Source organism: Pseudomonas sp. F007 (assembly GCF_057814275.1).
The window spans coordinates 237,128-259,977 of the sequence record NZ_JBVATA010000005.1 but is presented as its reverse complement, the minus strand read 5'-3'; the positions used below and the strand labels follow the sequence as shown (position 1 = coordinate 259,977).

Here is a 22,850-nt window from a genome sequence, read left to right as displayed (position 1 = left end):
CTTACAGGCCGGAAAGGCCAAGGGCGGGATCGATTGCGTCGAGTGCGTCGGCCAATGTCCTGGCCTGGTCGGCGATGCGCTTGCGGGTATCAGGGTCGACGCTGTCGTAACGGCGGTAGCCATCCTGCAGTCGCAGGCTGTCGAGTTCGGCATCAAGGGCCGTGGCGCTGCGGTCGATCTGCTCCAGCAACGGGCCGTTGCCCTTGCTCAGCAAAGGTCGCAACAACTCGAAGACTTTGCGGGCGGCCTCGAGATTGGCGGCAAAACCGTTGAGGTCGAGATGGCTGTAGCGTTCCTCCTCGCCGCTGGCTGCCCGCACATCGGCCAGGCTGCGCAGGTTGCGCACCACACTGCTGACCAGTTGCTCGGGAGGCAGCGACTGCGCCAGCAGTTGTGGCTTGAGCTGGCTGACATCGGCCAGCAGGCGCGTGGCCACAGGGTTCAGACCTGCCGTGCTGCGCTGCTGGAACAGGCCGAATTCGAGGCGATGGAAGCCGACAAACTGCGGATCCTGCTCACGCTGCTCGAAGTAGTCGGCGCGGGCATTGATCGCGTTGTCCAGCGCAGACAGGCGTTGCGCTGCCGGTGCCAGGCGCTGATAAGCGATCCGTGCCGGCGCGTACAACGCCTGGGCCCGAGCCAGGTCGTCGGCATCGATGGCCTGTTGCAAGGCATCAACCGCCTTGATCAGCGCATTGCTCTGGCCATTGAGGTACACGCGATATTCCGAGAGGGGGCCGACGAAGGCCACCAGAGAGGGGCGGGCCTTGGCCGCTGCGTCGGAAGCCTCGGTCGGGGTGACATGCAAGGTGCCACGCGGATTGCTCAGCAGACCGCAGGTAATGCTGTAGTCGCCGGGCAGCAGAGTGGCGTTGATCACCTGGCTCAAGCCGGGGGCAATGTTTTCCCGCTCCTCGAGCACCAGCACGCCGTCGAGGATTTCCCATTCCACCGCCCGTTCGGAGTGGTTGACGATGCGAAAACTGCTGTGGCCCGCCGGGACGCTCAGGGCGTTGGGTTCGCAGTTGTGGGAATTGATGTTCACAGTGATCTCACCCAGATGCGCCTGGCGCTTGGCGGCGGCCATGCTCGAGGCGTAGTAGAACAACCCGCCGGCAGCGATCATCACGATCACCGAACCGGCCAGGGCCCAGCGCAAGGCACGCGCAGGAGGTGGGGAAAGCGGCGGCTGACTGGTCATGAGTGCCCTTGGTGACGGGAAACGGAAGAAGGCGAGGCGTTCGCAGCACCGGCTGGCAGGAAGAACATCAGCAGCGTCACGGCCAGGTAAATCACGTAGGCACCCAGGGTGCTGACGGTCGGCGTGTCCTGATAGCCAAACATGCCGGCCAGCACCGAACCCAGCGGACCGTCCGCAGGCAGGCTGGCGCTGATGTCGAAGACCACGCCCTGGAGCTGATTCCAGACCCCGGCTTCATGCAGGGCCTGGACCGAACTGGCGAGAATCCCGGCGGCCACCACCAGGATGAACAGCCCGGTCCAGCGAAAGAATGCGGAAAGATTCAGGCGCAGGCTGCCGCTGTAGATCAGCCAGCCGATGGCGATCGCCAGCACCAGCCCGAGCAGGGCGCCGATCGGTGCTCCGGGGCCTTCGCTCTGCTGGAATACCGCCAACAGGAAGAACACGGTTTCCAGGCCCTCGCGGGCGACGGCGAAGAACACCATGGCGATCAGCGCCGTGACCTGATGCCGCGAGCCGGTCATGGCCGCTTCCAGCGACACCTGCAGTGAATGCTTGATCGAGCGCGCGACCTTGCGCATCCAGAACACCATCGAACTGAGGATGGCCACCGCCACCAGACCGATCAGCCCTTCGAACAGCTCCTGCTGTTTCTGCGGGAACTCGGCGCTGAGCAGTTCCAGGCCGCCACCCACCAGCAGCGCCAGCGCGGCGGCGAGAAACACGCCGATCCACACCGCCGGCAGCCATTGCCCACGCCCGGTTTGCTTGAGGTAACTGGCAATGATGCCGACGATGAGCGCCGCCTCGATGCCTTCGCGCAGCATGATCAGAAAGGGAACCAGCATTGAGCACCGTGATCTGCAGGTAAGAAGATAATTTGTAACTTAATGATACTCATTGCTAATCGAGGTTGATTGGCATTTATCTGAACGTACGCTGAACAGCGCCGTGATCGGTATCCTCCAGTGCTTTAGCCTTAAGCCGCGTAGGGATTCATCCGGCCATCCGTTAAGATGGCCAGCAAACAACAACAGGGCCCCGCACACGTAATGTCGGAAAAAGACACCATCTCCATGCACCTGGTGCGCGAAGCGCTGCTGCAAAGTTGCCCGCCCGAGGCCACCGCCGAAGTCCTGCTCAAGGTCGGTATCGATCCGCAAGGGCTGCAACAGCCTGACGCGCGCGTTCCGGCCAGCGCTTATGCGCGGCTGTGGCGTCTGCTGGCACGGCGCGGCGACGACGAGTTCTTTGGCATGGACCCGCGCCAGTTGAAGTCCGGCAGCCTGGCCTTTCTCTGCCAATGCGCCATGGCCCAGCCAACCCTGGCGGCCGGCCTGAATGCTGGATTGGGTTTCCTGTCGTTGATGCTGGAGCGCATGCCGGCCCAACTGGTGCATCAACAAACCCTGGCGGAAATCGTCCTGATGGAAGATGACCATCCGCCCCGGCGCGCTTTCACCTATTTCACGTATTGGATGATCGTCCACGGCGTGGCGTGCTGGCTGGCGGGGCGGCGGATCCCGATCCTCGCGATTGAGCTGCGTTGCGCCGAGCCGGATTTCTGCGACGACTACCAAGTGATGTTCTCGCAGAACCTGCGATTCGATCGGCCACGCACGCGGATGATTTTTTCCGCCGACTGCCTCGACCTGCCGATCAAGCGCAGCGTCGAAGAGCTCAAGCGCTTCCTGGCCCTGGCCCCGGCCAACATCCTGGTCAAGTACCGTGACCCGCAAAGCCTGGCCAGCCGGATCAAGCTCGACCTGCGGCAACTCCCCGCCGAGCGCTGGCCGGAAACCGAGAGCCTGGCCCAGCAGCTGTGCATGTCGGCCTCGACCCTGCGCCGCCGCCTGGCCGAAGAGGGCCAGACCTACCAGGGCCTGAAGGACAGTGTGCGCAAGGAACTGGCCATCGCCTGGCTGGCCGAGCCGGCGATCAGCTTCACCGAAATTGCCGCGCGCCTGGGCTTTGCCGATACCAGCTCGTTCTACAAGGCTTTTCGTAAATGGTCGGGGTCCAATCCCGGGCATTACCGCAGCCTGATTCTCGCCGAAGCCGACTGAGGGAGGCCCGGGCCAGACACCTGCCGGCAGGCGGGCTTGGCCAAAGCAGTCACACAACTTGAAAGCTTTGACCATTGTCGCGCGCGCCGGTCGGAGCGAGTATTTCCCGGATTCTCGAGGTTCCCCCAACCAATAAAAAGTAAAGAGGGATTCTGGTAATGCGCGACTACCTGTCTGCAACTTCTCAGTTCAACTATCAGCACACTGTCGATGCGGCGCTCCACGGCTCGTTGACGGCGCTCAATGCCTGTGTCGAATGCTGCGACCGGCATGCGTTGCCTGGGCGTATCGCCCTGTTCTGGGAGGGGCGCGACGGTTCCAGCGCGACCTACACCTTCAGCGACCTGCAGGACAAAGCCGCGCGCTTTGCCAACTTCCTCCAGTCCCAGGGCGTGAAGAAGGGCGACAAGGTCGCCGGCCTGCTGCCCCGTAATGTCGAATTATTGATTGTCGTGCTGGCGACCTGGCGCATCGGCGCCGTGTATCAGCCATTGTTCACCGCCTTCGGGCCCAAGGCCCTGGAACATCGCCTCGGCAGTTCCGGTGCCGCCGTGGTAGTCACCGACGCGGTGAACCGGCCGAAACTGCTGGAAGTGCCGGATTGCCCAACCACGGTCACCGTCACCGGCGCCAAGGGCCAGGGCCTGGTGCGTGGCGATTTCAGTTTCTGGGCCGAACTGGCCAACCATTCCAATCAGTGCGAACCGGTGCTGATGAACGGCGAAGACCCGTTCCTGCTGATGTTCACCTCGGGCACCACCGGCCCGTCGAAGGCCCTTTATGTGCCGCTCAAGGCCATGGTCGCCTTCCAGAGTTACACCCGCGACGCGGTGGACCTGCGTCCCGAAGACGCGTTCTGGAACGTCGCCGATCCGGGCTGGGCCTACGGTATCTACTTTGGTGTCACCGGTCCTTTGAGCATGGGCCACCCGATTACCTTCTACGATGGTCCGTTCACCCTCGAAAGCACCTGCCGGGTGATCAACAAGTACGGGATCACCAACCTCACCGGTTCGCCGACGGCCTACCGCCTGCTGATCGCCGGTGGCGACGAATTCGCCAAGAGCATCAAGGGCAAGTTGCGCATCGTCAGCAGCGCCGGCGAGCCGCTGAACCCGGAAGTGATTCGCTGGTTCGCCGACAACCTTGGCGTCGTCATTCATGACCACTATGGCCAGACCGAGCTGGGCATGGTCCTGTGCAACCACCACGGCCTGGAGCACCCGGTGCATGTCGGTGCCGCCGGCTTTGCTTCGCCTGGCCATCGCATCGTGGTGCTGGACGACAACTACAATGAATTGTCGGTAGGCCAGCCAGGCATCCTCGCCATCGACCGCAGCCAGTCGCCGATGTGCTGGTTCCCGGGCTACGAAGGTGCGCCAACCAAGGCCTTCGTCGGCAACTACTACCTGAGCGGCGACACCGTGGAGCTGAACCCGGACGGCAGCATCAGCTTCGTCGGTCGCAGCGACGACGTGATCACCACCTCCGGCTACCGGGTCGGTCCGTTCGACGTCGAGAGCGCGCTGATCGAACACCCGGCGGTGATCGAAGCGGCAGTGGTCGGCAAACCGGACCCGGAGCGCACCGAACTGGTCAAGGCCTTCGTCGTGCTCAGCGCCCAGTACCTGGGTTCGCCCGCGCTCGCCGAAGAGCTGCGCCAACACGTGCGCAAGCGCCTGGCCGCGCACTCGTACCCCCGTGAAATCGAATTTGTCAGCGATCTACCGAAAACCCCAAGCGGTAAATTGCAGCGCTTTATCTTGCGCAACCAGGAAATCGCCAAGGCTCAAGAGGCCGCGGTTAACAAGGCTACAGCTTGAATTAAGGAAACAATGATGCAGATCGAGAACAAGGTATTTATCGTCACCGGCGGCGCATCCGGACTGGGTGCGGCCACCGCCGAATTGTTGGTCGGCGCCGGCGCCAAAGTGATGCTGGTGGACATGAACGCCGAGGCTGTTGCCGCCCAGGCCCAGCGCCTCGGTACCCACAGCGTGGTGGCCGACATCAGCAATGAAGACGCGGCCCAGGCGGCGGTGCAGGCCACGGTCGAGGCCTTTGGCGCGGTCAACGGCCTGGTCAATTGCGCGGGTATCGTGCGTGGCGAGAAAATCCTGGGCAAAAACGGTCCGCATCTGCTCTCAAGCTTCAGCCAGGTGATCAACGTCAACCTGATCGGCAGCTTCAACATGCTGCGCCTGGCCGCAGCCGCCATCGCCGAAACCGCGCCCGATGCCAATGGCGAGCGCGGAGTGATCATTAACACCGCCTCGGCCGCTGCCTTTGACGGACAGATCGGCCAGGCGGCCTACGCTGCATCGAAAGGGGCAATTGCCAGCCTGACCTTGCCGGCCGCCCGCGAACTGGCGCGTTTCGGCATCCGCGTGATGACCATCGCCCCTGGAATTTTCGAAACGCCAATGATGGCCGGCATGACCCAGGAAGTCCGCGATTCCCTGGCCGCCGGTGTGCCATTCCCGCCACGCCTGGGCAAACCTGCCGAGTACGCGGCGCTGGCCCACCACATCATTGAAAACAGCATGCTCAACGGCGAGGTGATCCGTCTCGACGGTGCCTTGCGCATGGCCGCCAAATAAGGAGTCATGAACATGACCACACAGAATGATCCGATTGTCATCGTCAGCGCCGTGCGCACCCCCATGGGCGGTTTCCAGGGCGAGCTGAAAAGCCTGACCGCGCCGCAACTGGGTGCTGCGGCGATCCGCGCGGCGGTCGAGCGTGCCGGCGTTGCCAGCGATGCGGTGGAAGAAGTGCTGTTCGGCTGCGTATTGCCGGCTGGCCTCGGCCAGGCGCCGGCGCGCCAGGCGGCACTGGGCGCCGGTCTGGACAAGTCGACCCGTTGCACCACCCTCAATAAAATGTGCGGTTCGGGCATGGAAGCGGCGATTCTCGCCCACGACATGCTGCTGGCCGGCAGTGCCGATGTCGTAGTCGCCGGCGGCATGGAAAGCATGTCCAACGCCCCGTACCTGCTGGACCGCGCCCGCAGCGGCTACCGCATGGGCCATGGCAGCGTGATCGACCACATGTTCCTCGACGGCCTCGAAGATGCCTACGAAAAGGGCCGCCTGATGGGCACCTTTGCCGAAGATTGCGCCCAGGAGCACGGTTTCACCCGCGAAGCCCAGGATGCTTTCGCCATCGCCTCAACCACCCGCGCCCAACAGGCAATCGCCGATGGCAGCTTCAATGCCGAGATCGTGCCGTTGCAGGTGACGGTTGGCAAAGAGCAGAAAACCATCAGTCATGACGAGCAGCCGCCCAAGGCCAAGCTGGACAAGATCAGCAGCCTCAAACCGGCGTTCCGCGACGGTGGCACGGTGACCGCTGCCAACTCCAGTTCGATTTCCGATGGCGCGGCGGCCTTGCTGCTGATGCGTCGCAGCGAGGCGCAAAAGCGTGGCCTGCAACCGCTGGCCGTGATCCACGGGCATGCGGCGTTCGCCGATACCCCGGGGCTGTTCCCGGTGGCACCGGTGGGGGCGATTCAGAAGTTGCTGAAGAAAACCGGCTGGAACATCGATGACGTCGAGCTGTTCGAAATCAACGAGGCCTTCGCTGTGGTCAGCCTGGTCACCATGACCAAGCTGGAAATTCCCCACGACAAGGTCAACGTCCACGGCGGCGCTTGCGCCCTCGGCCATCCGATCGGTGCGTCCGGCGCACGGATCCTCGTGACCCTGCTCTCGGCCCTGCGCCAGAAAGGTCTGAAACGCGGCGTTGCGGCGATCTGCATCGGCGGCGGCGAAGCCACGGCGATGGCCGTTGAATGCCTGTACTAACGGCCGATCCAGGAGCTGTCCATGCTACCCAATGACGAACAACTACAGATCCGCGAAGCCGCCCGGCAATTTGCCCAGGAACGCTTGAAACCCTTTGCCGCCGAGTGGGACCGCGAGCATCGCTTTCCCAAAGAGGCCATCGGTGAAATGGCCGAGCTGGGCTTTTTCGGCATGCTGGTCCCGGAGCAGTGGGGCGGTTGCGACACCGGTTACCTGGCCTACGCCATGGCCCTGGAAGAAATCGCCGCCGGCGACGGTGCCTGCTCGACCATCATGAGCGTGCACAACTCGGTGGGCTGCGTGCCGATCCTCAAGTATGGCACCGATGAGCAGAAAGAGCGCTTCCTCACACCGCTGGCCAGCGGCGCCATGCTCGGCGCCTTTGCCCTGACCGAGCCGCAGGCCGGCTCCGACGCCAGTGGCCTGAAAACCCGCGCCCGGCTGAACGGCGATTACTACGTACTCAATGGCTGCAAGCAGTTCATCACCTCCGGGCAGAACGCCGGAGTGGTGATCGTGTTTGCAGTGACCGACCCGAACGCCGGCAAGCGCGGGATCAGCGCGTTCATCGTGCCCACCGACTCACCGGGCTATAAAGTCGCGCGGGTCGAAGACAAGCTCGGCCAGCACGCCTCCGACACCTGCCAGATCCTCTTCGAGGACGTGAAGGTGCCGGTGGCCAATCGCCTGGGCGAGGAGGGCGAAGGTTATCGGATTGCCCTGGCCAACCTCGAAGGCGGGCGCGTGGGCATTGCCTCGCAATCGGTGGGCATGGCCCGCGCCGCGTTCGAAGCCGCCCGTGACTACGCCCGCGAGCGCGACAGTTTCGGCAAGCCGATCATCGAGCACCAGGCGGTGGCCTTCCGTCTGGCGGACATGGCCACCCAGATCGCCGTCGCCCGGCAGATGGTGCATTACGCCGCCGCCCTGCGTGACAGCGGCCAGCCCGCACTGGTGGAAGCCTCGATGGCCAAGCTGTTTGCTTCGGAAATGGCCGAGAAAGTCTGCTCGTCCGCCTTGCAAACCCTCGGCGGTTACGGTTACCTGAGCGACTTCCCGTTGGAGCGCATCTATCGCGACGTGCGGGTCTGCCAGATCTATGAAGGCACCAGCGATATTCAGCGCATGGTCATTTCGCGCAATCTTTGAACAAGGAAACCTTGCATGAGTTACGAAACGATTTTGTTGGACGTCCAGGGCCGTGTTGGCCTGATCACTCTCAATCGCCCGCAAGCGCTGAACGCCTTGAATGCGCAGATTGTCAGCGAACTGAACCATGCGCTGGACGGCCTGGAAGCAGATCCGCAGATCGGTTGCATCGTCATCACCGGTTCGAAGAAAGCCTTCGCCGCCGGCGCCGACATCAAGGAAATGGCCGAGCTGAGCTACCCGCAGATCTATCTCGACGACCTGTTCAGTGACAGTGACCGCGTGGCCAACCGCCGCAAGCCGATCATTGCTGCCGTTAACGGTTTTGCGCTGGGCGGTGGCTGCGAACTGGCGCTGATGTGCGACTTCATCCTGGCCGGCGACAACGCCAAATTCGGCCAGCCGGAAATCAACCTCGGCGTACTGCCGGGCATGGGCGGCACCCAGCGCCTGACCCGTGCGGTGGGCAAGGCCAAGGCCATGGAAATGTGCCTGAGCGGGCGTTTGATCGATGCGGTCGAAGCCGAGCGTTGCGGCATCGTTGCGCGCATCGTGCCGTCGGATGAACTGCTGGATGAGGCGCTGAAAGTTGCTGCCGTGATTGCCAGCAAGTCGCTGCCGATTGCCATGATGACCAAGGAAAGCGTGAACCGCGCCTTTGAAGTCAGCCTGTCCGAAGGCGTGCGCTTCGAACGCAGGGTCTTCCACGCTGCCTTCGCCACCCAGGATCAGAAAGAAGGCATGGCGGCGTTCATCGCCAAACGTGCGCCGGAGTTTGTGGGTAAATAACCGCTTTATCTGCGGCGCACTCACGCTGCAATTTGAACTGTAGGAGCTGGCTTGCCAGCGAAGGCGGCCTTGAACCTTACGCGGTCATTGCTAACGCCTTCGCCGGCAAGCCGGCTCCTACAGTTTTAGGCTGGTCACAACATCCGCGATGTACCCGTAACCTTGTGGCCCAGGGTGTACTGGGACCCTGTGGGAGCTGGCTTGCCAGCGATGAGGCCATCGCCAACAAGCCCATTCCCACAGGATTTACACCAGGTAGTTCTTCAATTCCCGCGCAATCACCATCCGCTGAATCTCGCTCGACCCCTCGTAGATCTGCGTGATCCGCGCATCGCGGTAGTAGCGCTCCACCGGATAATCTTCCAGATACCCATAACCCCCGTGAATCTGAATCGCCGATGAGCAGACCTTCTCGGCCATTTCCGAGGCGAACAATTTGGCCTGGGAGGCTTCGGACAGGCACGGCTTGCCGGCGCTGCGCAGGCGCGCGGCATGGAGGATCAACAAGCGGGCGGCGTTGAGGCGGGTGTGCATGTCGGCGAGCATGTTGGCGATGCTCTGGTGCTCGATGATCGGCTTGTCGAACTGCACCCGGTCACGGGCGTAGGCCAGGGCCGCTTCGAAGGCGGCGCGGGCGATGCCCAGGGACTGGGCCGCGATGCCGATACGTCCGCCTTCAAGGTTGGACAGGGCAATCGCCAGGCCCTTGCCGCGTTCGCCCAGCAGATTGGCCTCGGGGATCACGCAATTGTTCAGGGTCACCGCGCAAGTATCGGAGGCGCGGATGCCCATCTTGTGCTCGCTGCGATCGACGATGAACCCCGGATTATCAGTAGGCACCAGGAACGCCGACAGGCCTTTCTTGCCCAGCTCCGGGTCGGTGACGGCGAACACGATCGCCAGTTTCGCCCGCTTGCCGTTGCTGACAAATTGCTTGGCACCATTGATCACCCACTGGCCGTCACGCAGTTCGGCGCGGGTGCGTAGATTGTTCGCTTCGGAGCCAGCCTGGGGTTCGGTCAGGCAGAAGCAGCCGATGGTCTGGCCGCTGGCGAGGTCCGCCAGCCAGGTCTGTTTCTGCTCTTCAGTACCGTAGTTGAGCACCGGGCCGCAGCCCACCGAGTTGTGAATGCTCATCAGCGCACCGGTGGCGCCATCGCCGGCGGAAATCTCTTCCACCGCCAGCGCATAGGCCACGTAGTCGACGTAGGTGCCGCCCCATTCCTCCGGGACCACCATGCCCAACAGACCCAGTTCGCCCATCTTCGCCACCAGGGCGTCGTCGATCCAACCGGCTTTTTCCCAGGTCTGGGCGTGGGGGGCGATTTCGCCACGGGCAAAATCCCGGGCCATGTCGCGGATCATCACCTGTTCTTCGGTCAATTCGATATCGTGCATGTCTCAGCTCCCGCTCTGGGCAAAACCGCTGAAGAAACTCGCCACGTGCGCGGCGTCCAGCGCCTGCACGGTCGGTGGATTCCAGCGGGGGTTCTTGTCTTTGTCGATCAGCAGGGCGCGTACGCCTTCGATCAGGTCACCGCGTTCAAACCATTGGCGATCCAGGTGCAATTCCAGGGCAAAACACTGCTCGAGGCTCAGTTCTCGGCCACGACGGAGCATCTCCAGGGTCACCGCCATGGCAAGGGGCGAGCGGGTCTGCAACAGGTCGGCAGTGGTCAGCGCCCATTCGCGACTGTCGGCGACGCTGACGGCGCGCAACTGTTCGATGATGCTCGCGACGTCGGGCAAGGCAAAGAAGTGATCGATGGCCGGGCGCAGGGCCTGCAGCGGTGCATCGGGCAACTGCTGCACGGCCAGTTGGGCGAGCAGGCCTTGCAGGTCCTTGAGTGGCGTGTCGCGCCATTGCAGTTGATCGAGACGCTGGTCCAGTTCGGCCAGTTTGGTGCTCTCCAGGCACCAGTCGGCCAGGCCGCAGTACAGCGCATCGGCGGCACGAATCTGCACGCCGCTGACGCCGAGGTAGATCCCCAGTTCGCCAGGAATCCGCGAGAGGAAATAGCTGCCGCCGACATCCGGGAAATAACCGATGCCGACTTCCGGCATCGCCAGGCGGCTGCGTTCGGTGACTACACGCAGGTCGGCACCCTGGACCAGGCCCATGCCGCCGCCGAGGACGAAACCGTCCATCAGTGCCAGGACCGGTTTGCGGTAGTGATGAATGGCCAGGTCGAGGGCATATTCCTCGACGAAGAAGTCTTCGTGCAGGGTGTCGCCGTTCTTGAAGCTGTCATGCAGCGAGCGGATATCGCCACCGGCACAAAAAGCTTTCTCGCCGGCGCCGCGCAGGACCACGGCATGCACCTGGTTATCGGTGGCCCAGGCATCAAGTTGCCGGTGCAGATTGCGCACCATGTCCAGGGTCAGGGCATTGAGGCCGGCGGGGCGATTGAGGGTCAGATGGCCGATATGGTTGCGGACTTCGGCGAGGACTTCGTTCTGCATGGCGTCCATGGGCTGGATTGCCGGAGATGTAACCTGAGCAGTCATCAGTAACTCCCTGCTTTTATTGTTCTTTATAGACAAACCCGCGCGCGGGCGATGGTCGATCGTAACAGTGCAAATTTGCGATGTACAACCCAGAAGAATGCAGGTCTGGTGTGCATTTTTGCAGTATGGACAGACGTCATTCGGGACGTTGCAGGCGAAGCCGGATGATCACGACAGAATCGGCTGTGATTCAGCGGATTACAGTTTGTTTGTGCTGTTTCAGAGGCCGCTAACGACACCTCGAAGGTTCGACCCATAGGCATGCTGGCCGGCCACATCGCCCAACCCCGCCAATCGGTTGAAGGTTACGGGGCTGTTGGTGACAATGGTTCGCTCAAGACCCGCCACAGCACAAAACTGCAGCGTCATTCGAATTGGGTCGCTTGAAAGGAGGCAAGACAACTATGGCGGATATCCGCGATCTGTCGATTGTGCTTGATCGTATCGATCAAGCGATTATCGAGGTGCTGCGTCATGACGGGCGCATCACCTATCAAAAGCTCTCGGAGCGTGTGCACCTCACGCCTCGGCCATGCCTGGAGCGGGTGCGTAAACTGGAACAGTTGGGCGTCATCCGCGGTTACGGCGCGATTCTCGACGAAAAGAAATTGACCCCGGGCTTGTCCCTCCTGGTGTTGGTGGCCTTGTCCAACCAGAGTGGCCGGGCCGCACAAAAAGCCTTCGAGGCGACCGTACGTGCTTGTCCGCAAGTGCTCGAATGCCAGTTGATCAGCGGTGCCTTCGACTACAGTCTGCGCATGCGCTGCCGCGACATGGAGCACTACCGGGTGCTGACCGAACTCTGGTTCGATGACCCGGAGCTGCACATCGACAAACTGGTCAGCCACCCCGAGCTGGCCATGGTCAAGACCTCAAGTCCAACCTGACTAAACGCTGCGGCTGAGTACTTCCCCGATGCTGCGGCGCTTGGCGTGACGCTCGCTGGCGTGGATCAGCTGTTCGAGGTCTTCGGGGGTGACGTCGAAGAAGGCCTCGAGGTCGGCCAATGCAGCTTTCAGGTCCTCGGCATTGATCGCCTGGCTGTCGGTCGGTGAGCGCAGCACTTCCGGCACCGGCTCGGCGGCACGCTTGGGGTAATGCACGCGGGTCAGGTTGTTGTAGGCGAGGGCGAAGAGCAGCAGGCTCGAGGCGCCGAGCATCACCGGGCCCAGGGCTTTCCAGTCGAGAGCGATGGTCGCCGGGTCGGCCAGCACCATCAGCAACGCCAGGGCCCCAGCCGGCGGATGCAGGCAACGCAGCCAGCACATCAGCAGCAGACCGAGGCCGGCGGCCAGGCACGCGCTGCCCAGGTTACGACCGAGCACGTGTGCTACCAACAGCGCTACCACTGTGGCGCACAGGTAGCCACCGATGATCGACCAGGGTTGCGCCAAGGCGCCGGACGCCACGGCAAACAGCAGCACTGCCGAGGCGCCCAGGGGGCCGATCAGGTGCAACGCCACCTGCATGCCGAATACTTGGGCACACACCCAGACACTGAGCAGCGTGCCCAGGGACATGCCAATGGCGGCGCGGCTCCATTCGGTGGGACGGGTATTGATGGCGGCAGGAATCCAGCGAGCAAGCATGGGCAGATCGGTCCAGTGACAAAGGGCAGGCAAAAACAAGGGCTTGTACGGAGCACCGCAAAGCCCTTCAAGGGTTCCAACATGGGGGAGGAACCGGCACAGTGTGCCGCCCTGTACGGTCACTGACAAATTCATATTAGTGCAGTTTCAGTGCATTAATTTTGAGGTATGCCCTGATTCAGGGCGTGGCCGGGAGGCGCAACAGCAGGTACGGATCCTTGTCGAAAGTGCCGCTGAACACCGGTTTCAGGGACGTCAGCCGAGGATCATGCAAGGCGGCGAAATCACTGCCGTCGATCACCAGCCAGGCCGGGCCAACCCGTTGCAGCAACTGCTCCTCGGAGTGGGTGAATTCAGGCAACAGGTCCTGATCGAGGTTGACCATGAACTTGATCGCCTTGGCATCCTTGCCCATGCCGTGCAGCAGCACGGGCGCCGGGTCCTGCTGGATCAGGGCGAAGGCGGCGCGGCTGAAGGTGCGCGTATCGTATTGAGCATGCTGCGCAGGCTCGATGACCAGGATGTAACTCGACCACACCGCCAGCACCGCGCTGAAGGCCAGCCCGACTGTGCGCGCATGCGGCTTGAACAGCAGGACCAGGGCAAGCACTTGCAGGAGCGCCAGTATCCCGAGGATCCAACCCGGTGAGCCGAGCAGCTCCGGAAAACGCCGTCGAGCAATCAGCACGCCGACCATCAACACCCCCGGAATGACCAGCCACAGCCCCAGCATCAGCCGGCGCATCCACCGCCACACCGGCAGCGCACTGCCCTGGAACGGGTAGGCGGCAATGATCGCCGCCATCGGCAGCATGGGCAGCAGGTAGCGGGCTTTCTTCGCCATGGGAATCGACAGGCCGATCATCACCAGCAGCCCGCCCGCCAGGCAATACATCAGCAGGCGCCGGGCCGGGCCGGGCTCGCGACGGCTGAACACCAGCGCGATCAGCACCAGCACGGCCAGGGGGTAGGCCAGCGCGTAGTTGCCCAGGGAACTGGTGAAGTAATACAGCGGCTCGCTGGCGCCTTCGCTGCCATCCATGCGCCCCATGAACTGCATGCGGATCACGTCCTGGACGAAGTCCGGCCCGCCACTGATATGGGCCAGCCACAGCAGCAAGCCGATGGCCAAACCCAGCAACAGCGCAGCCATCAGGCCAACGCCCAGCATCCGTCGCCACTGTCCGCCAAGCAGGTAGTAAACGCACAACACGCCGGTGGGCACCACCAGCCCGATCGGCCCGCGAATGGCAAACCCCAGCAGCAACAGCGCGAGTATCAGTGGCAGGCGCCGGGGTGCCTGATAGTGGTCGTGGGCGTAACCCAGGTAGAACACCGCGAACGTCAGCGCCGCGACCATCTGGTCGAGGGACACGGCACGGGTTTCGCTGATGAAGGTATTGCTCAGCAACAGCAGGGCGATGCTGCACAGCGCCCAGGTGCGGGAGCAGGGCGCCAGCAGGCGATAGATCAAGGTGACAATGACGGCCGAAGCGAGGGCGCTGGGCAACCAGGCGGTCAGGGCGTTGACCTGGCCGAACGGCAGCGACAGCAGCCAGGTAAACAAGGTCGAAGTGGCCGAGTAGTCAGCGTAGGGCTGGCCGTAGGTGGTGGGAAAGAACCCCGGTCCATGGCGCAGCATTTCCTCGGCAAACAGCACGAAGCGGCTATCGAAACCGATCGCGCTCTGCTGATAGACCCCGGCGCAGAACAGCAGCAGGGCCAACAGTCCCAGGCCCAGGGACTGTTGGCGTATCGTTGGGCAAGGCACGCCGCCGACTCAGGCGGCGTCAGCGTTGGTGCGCGGATGTTGCGAGATCGGCAGGTTGCGCGACTCGCCACGTCCCATCGGGAAGTACTTGAAGCCGGCGCGCGCCAGGCGGTCGGCGTCGTACAGGTTGCGCCCGTCGAAGATCACCGGGGCCTTGAGGCGTTGCTGGATCAGGTCGAAGTCCGGGGCCTTGAATTGCTGCCACTCGGTGCAGACGATCAGCGCGTCGGCATCCTTGAGCACCGACTCCGGCGTGCCCATCAGCAGCAGTTGGCTTTGGTCCGGGTACAGGCGTTGGGTTTCCTGCATGGCTTCGGGGTCGAAGGCGCTGACCGACGCACCGGCCGCCCACAGCGATTCCAGCAACACCCGGCTCGGCGCGTCGCGCATGTCATCGGTGTTGGGTTTGAAGGCAAGGCCCCAGAGGGCGAAGGTGCGGCCCTTGAGGTCGCCGTTGTAGAAGGCCTTGATCCGCTCGAACAGCTTGTGTTTCTGCCGCTCGTTGATCGCCTCGACTGCCTGCAACAGATCGCTGGAGCAGTTGGCCTGCTCGGCGCTGTGGATCAACGCGCGCATGTCCTTGGGGAAGCACGAGCCACCGTAGCCGCAGCCAGGGTAGATGAAGTGATAGCCGATGCGCTGGTCGGCGCCGATGCCCAGGCGTACCGATTCGATGTCGGCCCCCAGGTGCTCGGCCAGTTCGGATATCTGATTGATGAAGCTGATCTTGGTCGCCAGCATGCAGTTGGCGGCGTACTTGGTCAGCTCGGCGCTGCGCAGGTCCATGCATAGGATGCGGTCGTGGTTGCGGTTGAAGGGCGCGTACAGGTCACGCATGACCTCGCGCACTTCTTCACTTTCGCAGCCGATGATGATCCGGTCAGGGCGGCGGCAGTCGGCGACCGCGGAACCTTCCTTGAGAAATTCCGGGTTGGAGACGATATCGAATTGCAGGCTGCGTCCAGCGGCCTCTAGCTTGGCTTCGATATGGGCGCGCAAGGTGTCGCCGGTACCCACCGGAACGGTGGACTTTTCCGCGAGGATCAACGGTTGCTCACGGTGACGAGCCACCGCGTCGCCCACCGAGAGGACATAACGCAGGTCCGCCGAGCCGTCTTCATCAGAAGGGGTGCCTACGGCGATGAACAGTACTCGGCCGTGCTGGATCGCCAGTTTTTCATCACAACTGAAACGCAGCCGGCCGGACTCCATGCCTTCGCGTACCAGGCTCGACAGGCCGGGTTCGAAAATACTCACATGGCCTTGTTTGAGCAGTTCGATCTTGCGCTCGTCGATGTCCATGCACACCACGTCGTGGCCAACCTCGGCCAGCACCGCCGCCTGGACCAGACCCACGTAGCCACTGCCGATTACACTGATTTTCATGAGGCGTTCCTGATGTCTGAAGGGCGATTGCCGCGCAAATTAATGGTCAGGACCCCGAGAATGACCAAGGCCACCCCCAGGGTCCTGGACAGGCTGAAGGGTTCGTTGAACAGCGGCAGGCTGGCTGCCAGCAGGTAGACCAGCGCATAGCTGATGCTCAGCAGCGAATAGGCGCGCCCCAGCGGCAGATCGCGCAGGGCCAGCAGCCAGCAAAGCATCGACAGCGCATAGGCCAGGATCGAGGCCAGCACCACGCCGACCGCCAGCAAGTCGATCGCACCGGACTCCAGGGCCGCCAGCCACTGCGTCGGCAGCGGCAAATGGCTCATGCTCCAGCGCATGCCCAACTGGGCGCCGCTGACCAACAACACGCTGCCGAGGGCAAAACCGATACCGCGCCTGCTCATAGCTGGGCTCCGAGCAGGGCCACGCCGCTGATTACCAGGGCGACGCCCAGCCAGTGCCGGCGATCGATGCTTTCGTGGAAGACAAACCGCGCGATCAGGGTGATCAACACAAAGTTCAGGCTGAGCATCGGGTAGGCGACGCCGACGTCAAGGCGCTGCAGTACCAGTAGCCAGACCAGCAGGCCCAGGCCCAGGCTCGCCAGGGCCAGCCACAGCCACGGCGAGCGCAGTTTGGCCAGCAAGGTGGAGGGCTGGTCGCGCCAGCTTTCCACCGCGTACTTCTGGGCCACCTGGCCGAGGCAGGTGAGCAGACAGGCGAGAAGTACCCACAGCAGGCTCATGGTTGACTCTTGGCGAAGATCAGAATCACCAGATTGCCCTGGTCGTAACGCTTGAAGTCCTGGGGCAACTGGTCGATTTCATAGTGTTCGTCGCCGTTGATGCGCATCACCACACCCACCTGGCCTTCCTTGCGTGCGTCGCTCATCCACTGGCCGACTTGCTGCAAATCGACTCGGCGATGCAGGGCATCAGGGTACGCCAGGCCATATTTCACTTCGCCGACGGTGTTGTAGAGCGCCACGTCGGGGCGCTTGAGACGCCAGGCCAGGGCGGACGCCGCACCGAGGTCGTTGCTCAACAGGCGGGTGCTCTGGCTGAGTTCCGGGACGTGGTCGATGATGAACTGGTCCGGGGTCTTGTTGTAGACCACCGAATTGGGCAGGCCGGCTGGCACCAGTGCGACGAACAACCAACTGCCCAGAACCGGCGCTGCCCACAGCTGCAGTGGCCGCAGGGCTTGCACGGCACTGCAGAGAATCCAGCCAATCAGCGCGGCAAACACCAGCACCAGGTGCTCGGGTTCCTGGTGGTACAACGGCTTTTTGATCTGGAAATACACCAGCGCCAGCAATACCAGCAGGCCCAGCACCAGGTTCAATACGCCATTGATACTGATGGCCCGGGTCTGCCTGGCCGACAGGCGATCCACTAGCGCGTGGCCCATCAACAACGCCAGCGGCAACAGGCAAGGGAAGATATAGCTCGGCAGCTTGCCCTTGGCGATGCTGAAGAACAGCAGCGGCATCAGCAGCCAGATCAGCAGGAAGCCAATGCTTGCCTGGCGACGTTCCTGCCAGGCTTGCTTGAACGCCACCGGCAGCAACGCAACCCAGGGCAGGCTGAAGGCGACCAGCAACGGCAGGTAGTACCAGAAAGGTTCAGCGTGTTGCGCGTCCTCGCCAGAGAAGCGGCGGATGTGTTCATGCCAGAAGAAGAAATTCCAGAAGTCCGGCTCCTGGGCGTGGATCGTCAGGGCCCAGGGCAGGCTCACCAACACCGCGACCAGCACGGCGATGCCGCCGTAGGTCAGCAGTTCACGCAGGCGTTTCTGCCAGGCCATATAGGGCAATGCAACCAGCACCGGCAGCAACCAGGCGAGGAAGCCCTTGGTCATGAAACCCATGCCGCAGGCGAATCCGGTCAGCGCCCAGAAGCCAATGCGCGCACGCGGCGTCTGGCTGTCGCAGGCAAACCACAGCCCCACCAGGCTCAGGTTGACCCAGAAGGTGAATTGCGGATCGAGGTTGGCATAGCCGGCCTGGCCGACCACCACGCAGAAGCTCATGTAGAGCAGGGCGCAGGTCAGGCTCTTGCGTGGGTCATTCCACAGCCGCCGGGCAATCAGGTAGGCCAGCAAAACGCTCAGGCCCGTACTCAACGCCGAGGCGATGCGCACGCCGAACAGGTTGTCACCGAAAATCGCCTGGCCGATGGCGATCATCCAGTAGCCAGCCACCGGTTTCTCGAAATAGCGGATGCCCATGAAATGCGGCGATGCCCAGTGCCCGCTCAGGAGCATTTCCTGGCCGATTTGCGCATAGCGGGTTTCATCCGGAATCCACAAACCGTGGGTGACGGTCGGCAGCAGGTAGAAGAGGCCGAAGGCCAACAGCAGAAGGGGCAGCGCCCAGCGTCTGGTCATGCGCCTTGCACTCCCAGCCAGCCTTCACGGCCTTCGAGGGCACCGCGCAACACCTGGCCGGTGGGCAGGCGGGCGGGGTCGGTGGGCAACAGCTGGCCCAGGGGTTGGAACTGGATGTCACGCGCACGCGCATCCTTGAGCAAAGCTCGGAAATGATCAGCCATCAGAATCCCTTCTACCTCTGCGTGGATGGTGTAGACGTTCAGCTTCTTGGGGCTGAAGCGCTCGAGAATGAATGCATTGAATGCCTCGACAGATACCAGCGGCCCGACCACTTCATCGAAGGTCGGCAAGTCGACCGGAATTTGCACGGCGCCAACGCTGCCGTCCGCCAGTCGTGGCTGGAACAGGCTGTGTCCGCGACAGTCGCTGTTGTAGCGAAAACCGAAGCGCTGCTTGGCCTCGACCACCCGCTGATCGGCACGCCAACCGGCTGCCGCCGAGCACTCGACGGGCTGGCCGAGAATGTCACTGAGGGTCTCGACCCCGCGACGAATCTGCTCGCTCAACTGTGCGTCACTCCAGCGTCCGGCATTGGCCTGCCAGCCATGGTGATCCCAGGCGTGCAGGCCGACTTCATGGCCCGCGGCGGCGGTCTGGCGCATCAGGTGACCGAGATCACGGCCGATCGGCTTGCCCGGCCAGGCGGTGCCGGCCAGCAGGATGTCCAGGCCATACAGGCCGACGGCGTTGGAACGCAGCATCTTCCAGAGAAACTGTGGACGGATCAGGCGCCACAAGTGGCGCCCCATGTTGTCCGGGCCGACGCTGAAGAAAAACGTCGCCTTGACCTGAGCTTCGTCCAGCAACTCCAACAAACGGGGGACCCCGTCACGGGTCCCCCGGTAGGTGTCGACATCGATACGAAGACCTGCCTGCATCAGCGCTTGTCCGCGATTTCGAGCATGGCTTCGCGCAGGAAGAAGTCCAGCGTGTTGCCGATGGTCTCGCTCATTTCAACGGTCGGCGTCCAGTCCAGCAGACGCTTGGCGTTGGCGATGCTCGGCTTGCGGTGCGCCACGTCCTGGTAACCGGCGCCGTAGAACGCCTTGCTCTCGACTTCGCGGAAACCGGCGAAGGGCGGGAAGTTGCTGCGCAGCGGATGGGCCTCGAACTGGCGCAACAGTTCTTCGCCCAACTGGCGAATGCTGGCTTCGTTGTCCGGGTTGCCGATGTTGATGATCTGGCCGTTGCACACGCCGTTGTCGTTGTCGATGATCCGCGCCAGGGCTTCGATACCATCGGCGATGTCGGTGAAGCAGCGCTTTTGCTCGCCGCCGTCGAACAAGCGGATCGGCGTGCCTTCCACCAGATTGAGGATCAACTGGGTGATCGCCCGGGAGCTGCCGATGCGCGCAGAATCGAGGCGGTCCAGGCGCGGACCCATCCAGTTGAACGGACGGAACAGGGTGAAGTTCAGGCCTTTCTGGCCGTAGGCCCAGATCACCCGGTCCAGCAGTTGCTTGGACACCGAGTAGATCCAGCGCTGCTTGTTGATCGGCCCGACGATCAGGTTGGAGGTGTCTTCGTCGAAGTTCTGGTCCTGGCACATGCCATAGACTTCCGACGTCGAAGGGAAGATCACGCGCTTGTTGTACTTGACGCAGTAGCGCACCAGCTTGAGGTTTTCCTCGAAGTCCAGTTCGAACACGCGAAGCGGGTTACGGGTGTATTCGATGGGCGTGGCGATGGCCACCAGCGGCAGGACCACGTCGCACTTCTTGATGTGGTACTCGATCCACTCCGAGTGAATGCTGATATCGCCTTCGACGTAATGGAAATTCGGGTGATTGCGCAGGCGCTCGATGGCGTCGCAGCCGATGTCCAGGCCGTAGACTTCGTAGCGGTCGTCACGCAGCAGGCGCTCGGACAGGTGATTGCCGATGAAGCCGTTGACGCCGAGGATCAGTACCCGTGTGCGGCGTGGCGCGCGGCCGGATTCGGCACCGCGCAACAGCGAACCGTCGACCAGCCCCAGCTCGTCGGCCAGTTGCGGGCCGCCGAGGAACAGGCCGTTGTCGTTGCGCTGCCCGGAGACGATCACCAGCGAGTCTTCACCGCAGGCAATGCGCAGCGGCTCGACACTGATCACCCGGCCCGGTGCCTGCCCTTCGTTGCCCTTGACCACCTCGGCGCTCCAGACGATCAGCTTGTGCTCGCCCACCGCGCAGAAGGCGCCTGGGTAAGGCTGGGTCACGGCGCGCACCAGGTTGAACAGTTGCTCGGCCGGCAGCTTCCAGTCGAGCTTGCCATCGGCGGCGGTACGGCGACCGTAGACGCTGGCCTTGGACTCGTCCTGCGGGGTTTCAGTGGTCTTGCCCTGGATCAGCAGCGGCAGCGTGTCGCGCAGCAGGCTCGAGGCCGCTTCACGCAGCTTGCCGTGCAGGGTCAGGGCGGTGTCCTGGCGCTCGATCGCGACCTGTTGCTGGGCGACGATGGCGCCGGCATCGGCGCGCTTGACCATGCGGTGCAGGGTCACGCCGGTCACGCTTTCCCCGTTGACCAGCACCCAGTTGGCCGGTGCGCGGCCGCGATAGGCCGGCAGCAACGAGCCGTGCAGGTTGAATGCGCCCTTGCTCGCGGTGGCCAGCAGCGCTTCGCTCAGCAGGTTGCGGTAATAGAAGGAGAACAGGTAATCGGCGTTGAGCTTGGCGATGCGCTCGACCCACAGCGGGTGATTGGCATCTTCCGGGGCATGCACGGTGATGCCTTGGCGCGCGCAGAGCTGTGCGACGGAGCCGTAGAAGGTGTTTTCCTTGGGATCGTCGGGGTGAGTGAACACCGCAGCGATCTGGATGCCGGCGTCGAGCAGGGCCTGAATGCCTGCGCAGCCGATGTCGTGGTAGGCAAAAACAACAGCTTTAGTACTCATGGCGCAACCTGGTCAGTAGGAGAGGAAGTCAAGCCGTCGACAGTGACAGCGGGTGCCGGCGCAGCGGGTTGGCTGCGCAGGACCTTTTCGATAAAGAAGCGCGGGCGTGCCCGGACGTCGCCGTACATGCGCCCCAGGTATTCACCCAGCAGGCCCATGCCGATGAACTGGCCGCCGGTGAACACGAAGAGAATCGCAAACAGCACGAACATGCCGTCACCGGCCCAGCCGGCGCCGAACACCAGGCGCAACAGGATCAGGCTGAAGGCGAAGAGCATGCCCAGCGCCGCCATGCTGAAGCCGATGATGCTCAGCAGGCGCAGCGGGGTGGTGGTCATGCAGGTGATCAGGTCGAACATCAGGTTGATCAGGCGCATGGCGCTGTACTTGGATTCGCCATGCTCGCGCTCGGCGTGCTGCACGAGGATTTCGGTGGTGTGGCGGGCGAAGCTGTTGGCAAGGATCGGGATAAAGGTACTGCGCTCGCGGCAGGCGAGCATGGCATCGACCACTGTGCGCCGGTAGGCCCGCAGCATGCAGCCGTAGTCGCTCATGGCGACACCGGTGGAGCGCTGCACCGCAAGGTTGATCAGCTTCGATGGGTAACGGCGCAAGGCCGAGTCCTGGCGATTGTTGCGCACCGTGGCGACCACGTCGTAACCCAGTTCGGCCTGGGCCACCAGGCGCGGGATTTCTTCGGGCGGGTTCTGCAGGTCGGCGTCCAGGGTAATCACCACGTCGCCCCGGCACTGTTCGAAGCCAGCCATGATTGCCGCATGCTGGCCGTAGTTACGGTTGAGAATCACCGCCACCACCTTGCTGCCCTCGCGTTCGGCGGCGGCTTCGAGCAACTGGGCGGAGGTGTCGCGGCTGCCGTCATCGACCATGACGATTTCATAGTCCTGCTTGAGTTGCTCGCACGCCGCTTCAGTGCGCCGCAGCAACTCGGGCAGGCTTTCCTCTTCGTTGTAGACCGGGATGACGATCGAGACGCAATGGATTGGATAGGGCTTCAATGGCTTGGGTCCTGGGTGTGTTCAAGGGCACCGCTGACAGCGCGGTGTGCCGAGTTCCATTCGGTATCGGGCATTGGGGCAGAGTGCGCCGGCAAGCGGCCGCGCGCCAAACGAGGTTTCAATGCGTTATCCCTTACCACGTGGATTAGGAAAAATAATTAATATCAGAGGTTTAGCAGGCTTTTATGAAAATGCACATTGCTGGACTGAAATTTCAGGGCGGCGACAGTGGTGTTATTCGGCCAGTTGTTGCGGTGGCGCTGAGAGTAAGCGCAAAAATGTGAAAGTGACATGAAAAAACAGTGT

20 protein-coding genes are annotated in these 22,850 nt (G+C 62.8%); 7 read left to right on the top strand and 13 right to left on the bottom strand.

From position 1 onward, the window contains the following. Nucleotide 1: 1 nt before the first annotated feature. Entirely contained in the window at nucleotides 2–1,201 is a 1,200-nt protein-coding gene (efeO, locus tag ACZYR5_RS14035) for an iron uptake system protein EfeO (protein WP_489090569.1), read from the bottom strand. Further along, a complete protein-coding gene (efeU, locus tag ACZYR5_RS14030; RefSeq protein ID WP_489090568.1) occupies nucleotides 1,198–2,049 on the bottom strand; it encodes an iron uptake transporter permease EfeU in 852 nt (283 codons plus the stop codon). Before efeU ends, efeO begins: the two co-directional genes overlap by 4 nt. A gap of 204 nt (nucleotides 2,050–2,253) precedes the next feature. Here efeU and ACZYR5_RS14025 point away from each other — a divergent pair, with 204 nt between their 5' ends. From ACZYR5_RS14025 to ACZYR5_RS14000, 6 genes are all read left to right on the top strand, one after another. After that, entirely contained in the window at nucleotides 2,254–3,267 is a 1,014-nt protein-coding gene (locus ACZYR5_RS14025) for an AraC family transcriptional regulator (RefSeq protein WP_489090567.1), read from the top strand. Between the two features lie 158 nt (nucleotides 3,268–3,425). Beyond that, entirely contained in the window at nucleotides 3,426–5,090 is a 1,665-nt protein-coding gene (locus ACZYR5_RS14020) for an AMP-binding protein (protein WP_489090566.1), read from the top strand. A gap of 15 nt (nucleotides 5,091–5,105) precedes the next feature. Continuing rightward, entirely contained in the window at nucleotides 5,106–5,867 is a 762-nt protein-coding gene (locus tag ACZYR5_RS14015; protein WP_489090565.1) for an SDR family NAD(P)-dependent oxidoreductase, read from the top strand. 12 nt (nucleotides 5,868–5,879) lie between these two features. Continuing rightward, entirely contained in the window at nucleotides 5,880–7,073 is a 1,194-nt protein-coding gene (locus ACZYR5_RS14010) for an acetyl-CoA C-acyltransferase (protein ID WP_489090564.1), read from the top strand. Between the two features lie 21 nt (nucleotides 7,074–7,094). Further along, nucleotides 7,095–8,222 carry an acyl-CoA dehydrogenase gene (locus ACZYR5_RS14005; protein ID WP_489090563.1) on the top strand — a complete coding sequence of 376 codons (1,128 nt, stop codon included), beginning with the start codon at nucleotides 7,095–7,097 and terminating at the stop codon, nucleotides 8,220–8,222. A gap of 15 nt (nucleotides 8,223–8,237) precedes the next feature. Continuing rightward, on the top strand, nucleotides 8,238–9,011 hold the full coding sequence (locus ACZYR5_RS14000) for an enoyl-CoA hydratase (RefSeq protein ID WP_489090562.1): 774 nt from the start codon (nucleotides 8,238–8,240) through the stop codon (nucleotides 9,009–9,011). 246 nt (nucleotides 9,012–9,257) lie between these two features. Here ACZYR5_RS14000 and ACZYR5_RS13995 read toward each other — a convergent pair whose 3' ends face one another. Together ACZYR5_RS13995 and ACZYR5_RS13990 are read right to left on the bottom strand one after the other, a co-directional pair. Then, nucleotides 9,258–10,409, bottom strand: coding sequence for an acyl-CoA dehydrogenase family protein (locus ACZYR5_RS13995; RefSeq protein ID WP_489090561.1), 1,152 nt, complete (start codon nucleotides 10,407–10,409; stop codon nucleotides 9,258–9,260). A 3-nt stretch (nucleotides 10,410–10,412) separates the two neighbouring features. Then, nucleotides 10,413–11,519, bottom strand: a complete 1,107-nt coding sequence (locus ACZYR5_RS13990; RefSeq protein WP_489090560.1) for an enoyl-CoA hydratase/isomerase family protein — start codon at nucleotides 11,517–11,519, stop codon at nucleotides 10,413–10,415. Between the two features lie 404 nt (nucleotides 11,520–11,923). Here ACZYR5_RS13990 and ACZYR5_RS13985 point away from each other — a divergent pair, with 404 nt between their 5' ends. Then, nucleotides 11,924–12,406 carry an Lrp/AsnC family transcriptional regulator gene (locus tag ACZYR5_RS13985; RefSeq protein WP_489090559.1) on the top strand — a complete coding sequence of 161 codons (483 nt, stop codon included), beginning with the start codon at nucleotides 11,924–11,926 and terminating at the stop codon, nucleotides 12,404–12,406. On the opposite strand, the gene ACZYR5_RS13980 is transcribed toward ACZYR5_RS13985, so the two are convergent. From ACZYR5_RS13980 to arnC, 9 genes are all read right to left on the bottom strand, one after another. Continuing rightward, nucleotides 12,407–13,108 carry an HPP family protein gene (locus ACZYR5_RS13980; protein ID WP_489090558.1) on the bottom strand — a complete coding sequence of 234 codons (702 nt, stop codon included), beginning with the start codon at nucleotides 13,106–13,108 and terminating at the stop codon, nucleotides 12,407–12,409. A gap of 178 nt (nucleotides 13,109–13,286) precedes the next feature. Next, the gene (locus ACZYR5_RS13975) at nucleotides 13,287–14,879 is read right to left on the bottom strand and encodes an ArnT family glycosyltransferase (protein ID WP_489090557.1); all 1,593 of its coding nucleotides are present in this window, start codon (nucleotides 14,877–14,879) and stop codon (nucleotides 13,287–13,289) included. A gap of 9 nt (nucleotides 14,880–14,888) precedes the next feature. Beyond that, nucleotides 14,889–16,265, bottom strand: a complete 1,377-nt coding sequence (locus tag ACZYR5_RS13970; protein ID WP_489090556.1) for a UDP-glucose dehydrogenase family protein — start codon at nucleotides 16,263–16,265, stop codon at nucleotides 14,889–14,891. Then, the gene (arnF, locus tag ACZYR5_RS13965; RefSeq protein ID WP_489090555.1) at nucleotides 16,262–16,672 is read right to left on the bottom strand and encodes a 4-amino-4-deoxy-L-arabinose-phosphoundecaprenol flippase subunit ArnF; all 411 of its coding nucleotides are present in this window, start codon (nucleotides 16,670–16,672) and stop codon (nucleotides 16,262–16,264) included. The genes ACZYR5_RS13970 and arnF overlap by 4 nt, the downstream gene beginning before the upstream one ends. Next, entirely contained in the window at nucleotides 16,669–17,013 is a 345-nt protein-coding gene (arnE, locus tag ACZYR5_RS13960) for a 4-amino-4-deoxy-L-arabinose-phosphoundecaprenol flippase subunit ArnE (RefSeq protein ID WP_489090554.1), read from the bottom strand. The genes arnF and arnE overlap by 4 nt, the downstream gene beginning before the upstream one ends. After that, the gene (gene arnT / locus ACZYR5_RS13955) at nucleotides 17,010–18,656 is read right to left on the bottom strand and encodes a lipid IV(A) 4-amino-4-deoxy-L-arabinosyltransferase (protein WP_489090553.1); all 1,647 of its coding nucleotides are present in this window, start codon (nucleotides 18,654–18,656) and stop codon (nucleotides 17,010–17,012) included. The genes arnE and arnT overlap by 4 nt, the downstream gene beginning before the upstream one ends. Further along, entirely contained in the window at nucleotides 18,653–19,540 is an 888-nt protein-coding gene (gene arnD / locus ACZYR5_RS13950) for a 4-deoxy-4-formamido-L-arabinose-phosphoundecaprenol deformylase (protein WP_489090812.1), read from the bottom strand. The genes arnT and arnD overlap by 4 nt, the downstream gene beginning before the upstream one ends. Then, nucleotides 19,537–21,528, bottom strand: coding sequence for a bifunctional UDP-4-amino-4-deoxy-L-arabinose formyltransferase/UDP-glucuronic acid oxidase ArnA (arnA, locus tag ACZYR5_RS13945; RefSeq protein ID WP_489090552.1), 1,992 nt, complete (start codon nucleotides 21,526–21,528; stop codon nucleotides 19,537–19,539). The genes arnD and arnA overlap by 4 nt, the downstream gene beginning before the upstream one ends. Beyond that, complete coding sequence (arnC, locus tag ACZYR5_RS13940; protein ID WP_489090551.1) at nucleotides 21,525–22,544, bottom strand: undecaprenyl-phosphate 4-deoxy-4-formamido-L-arabinose transferase; 1,020 nt, start codon at nucleotides 22,542–22,544, stop codon at nucleotides 21,525–21,527. Before arnC ends, arnA begins: the two co-directional genes overlap by 4 nt. Between the last annotated feature and the right edge of the window lie 306 nt (nucleotides 22,545–22,850).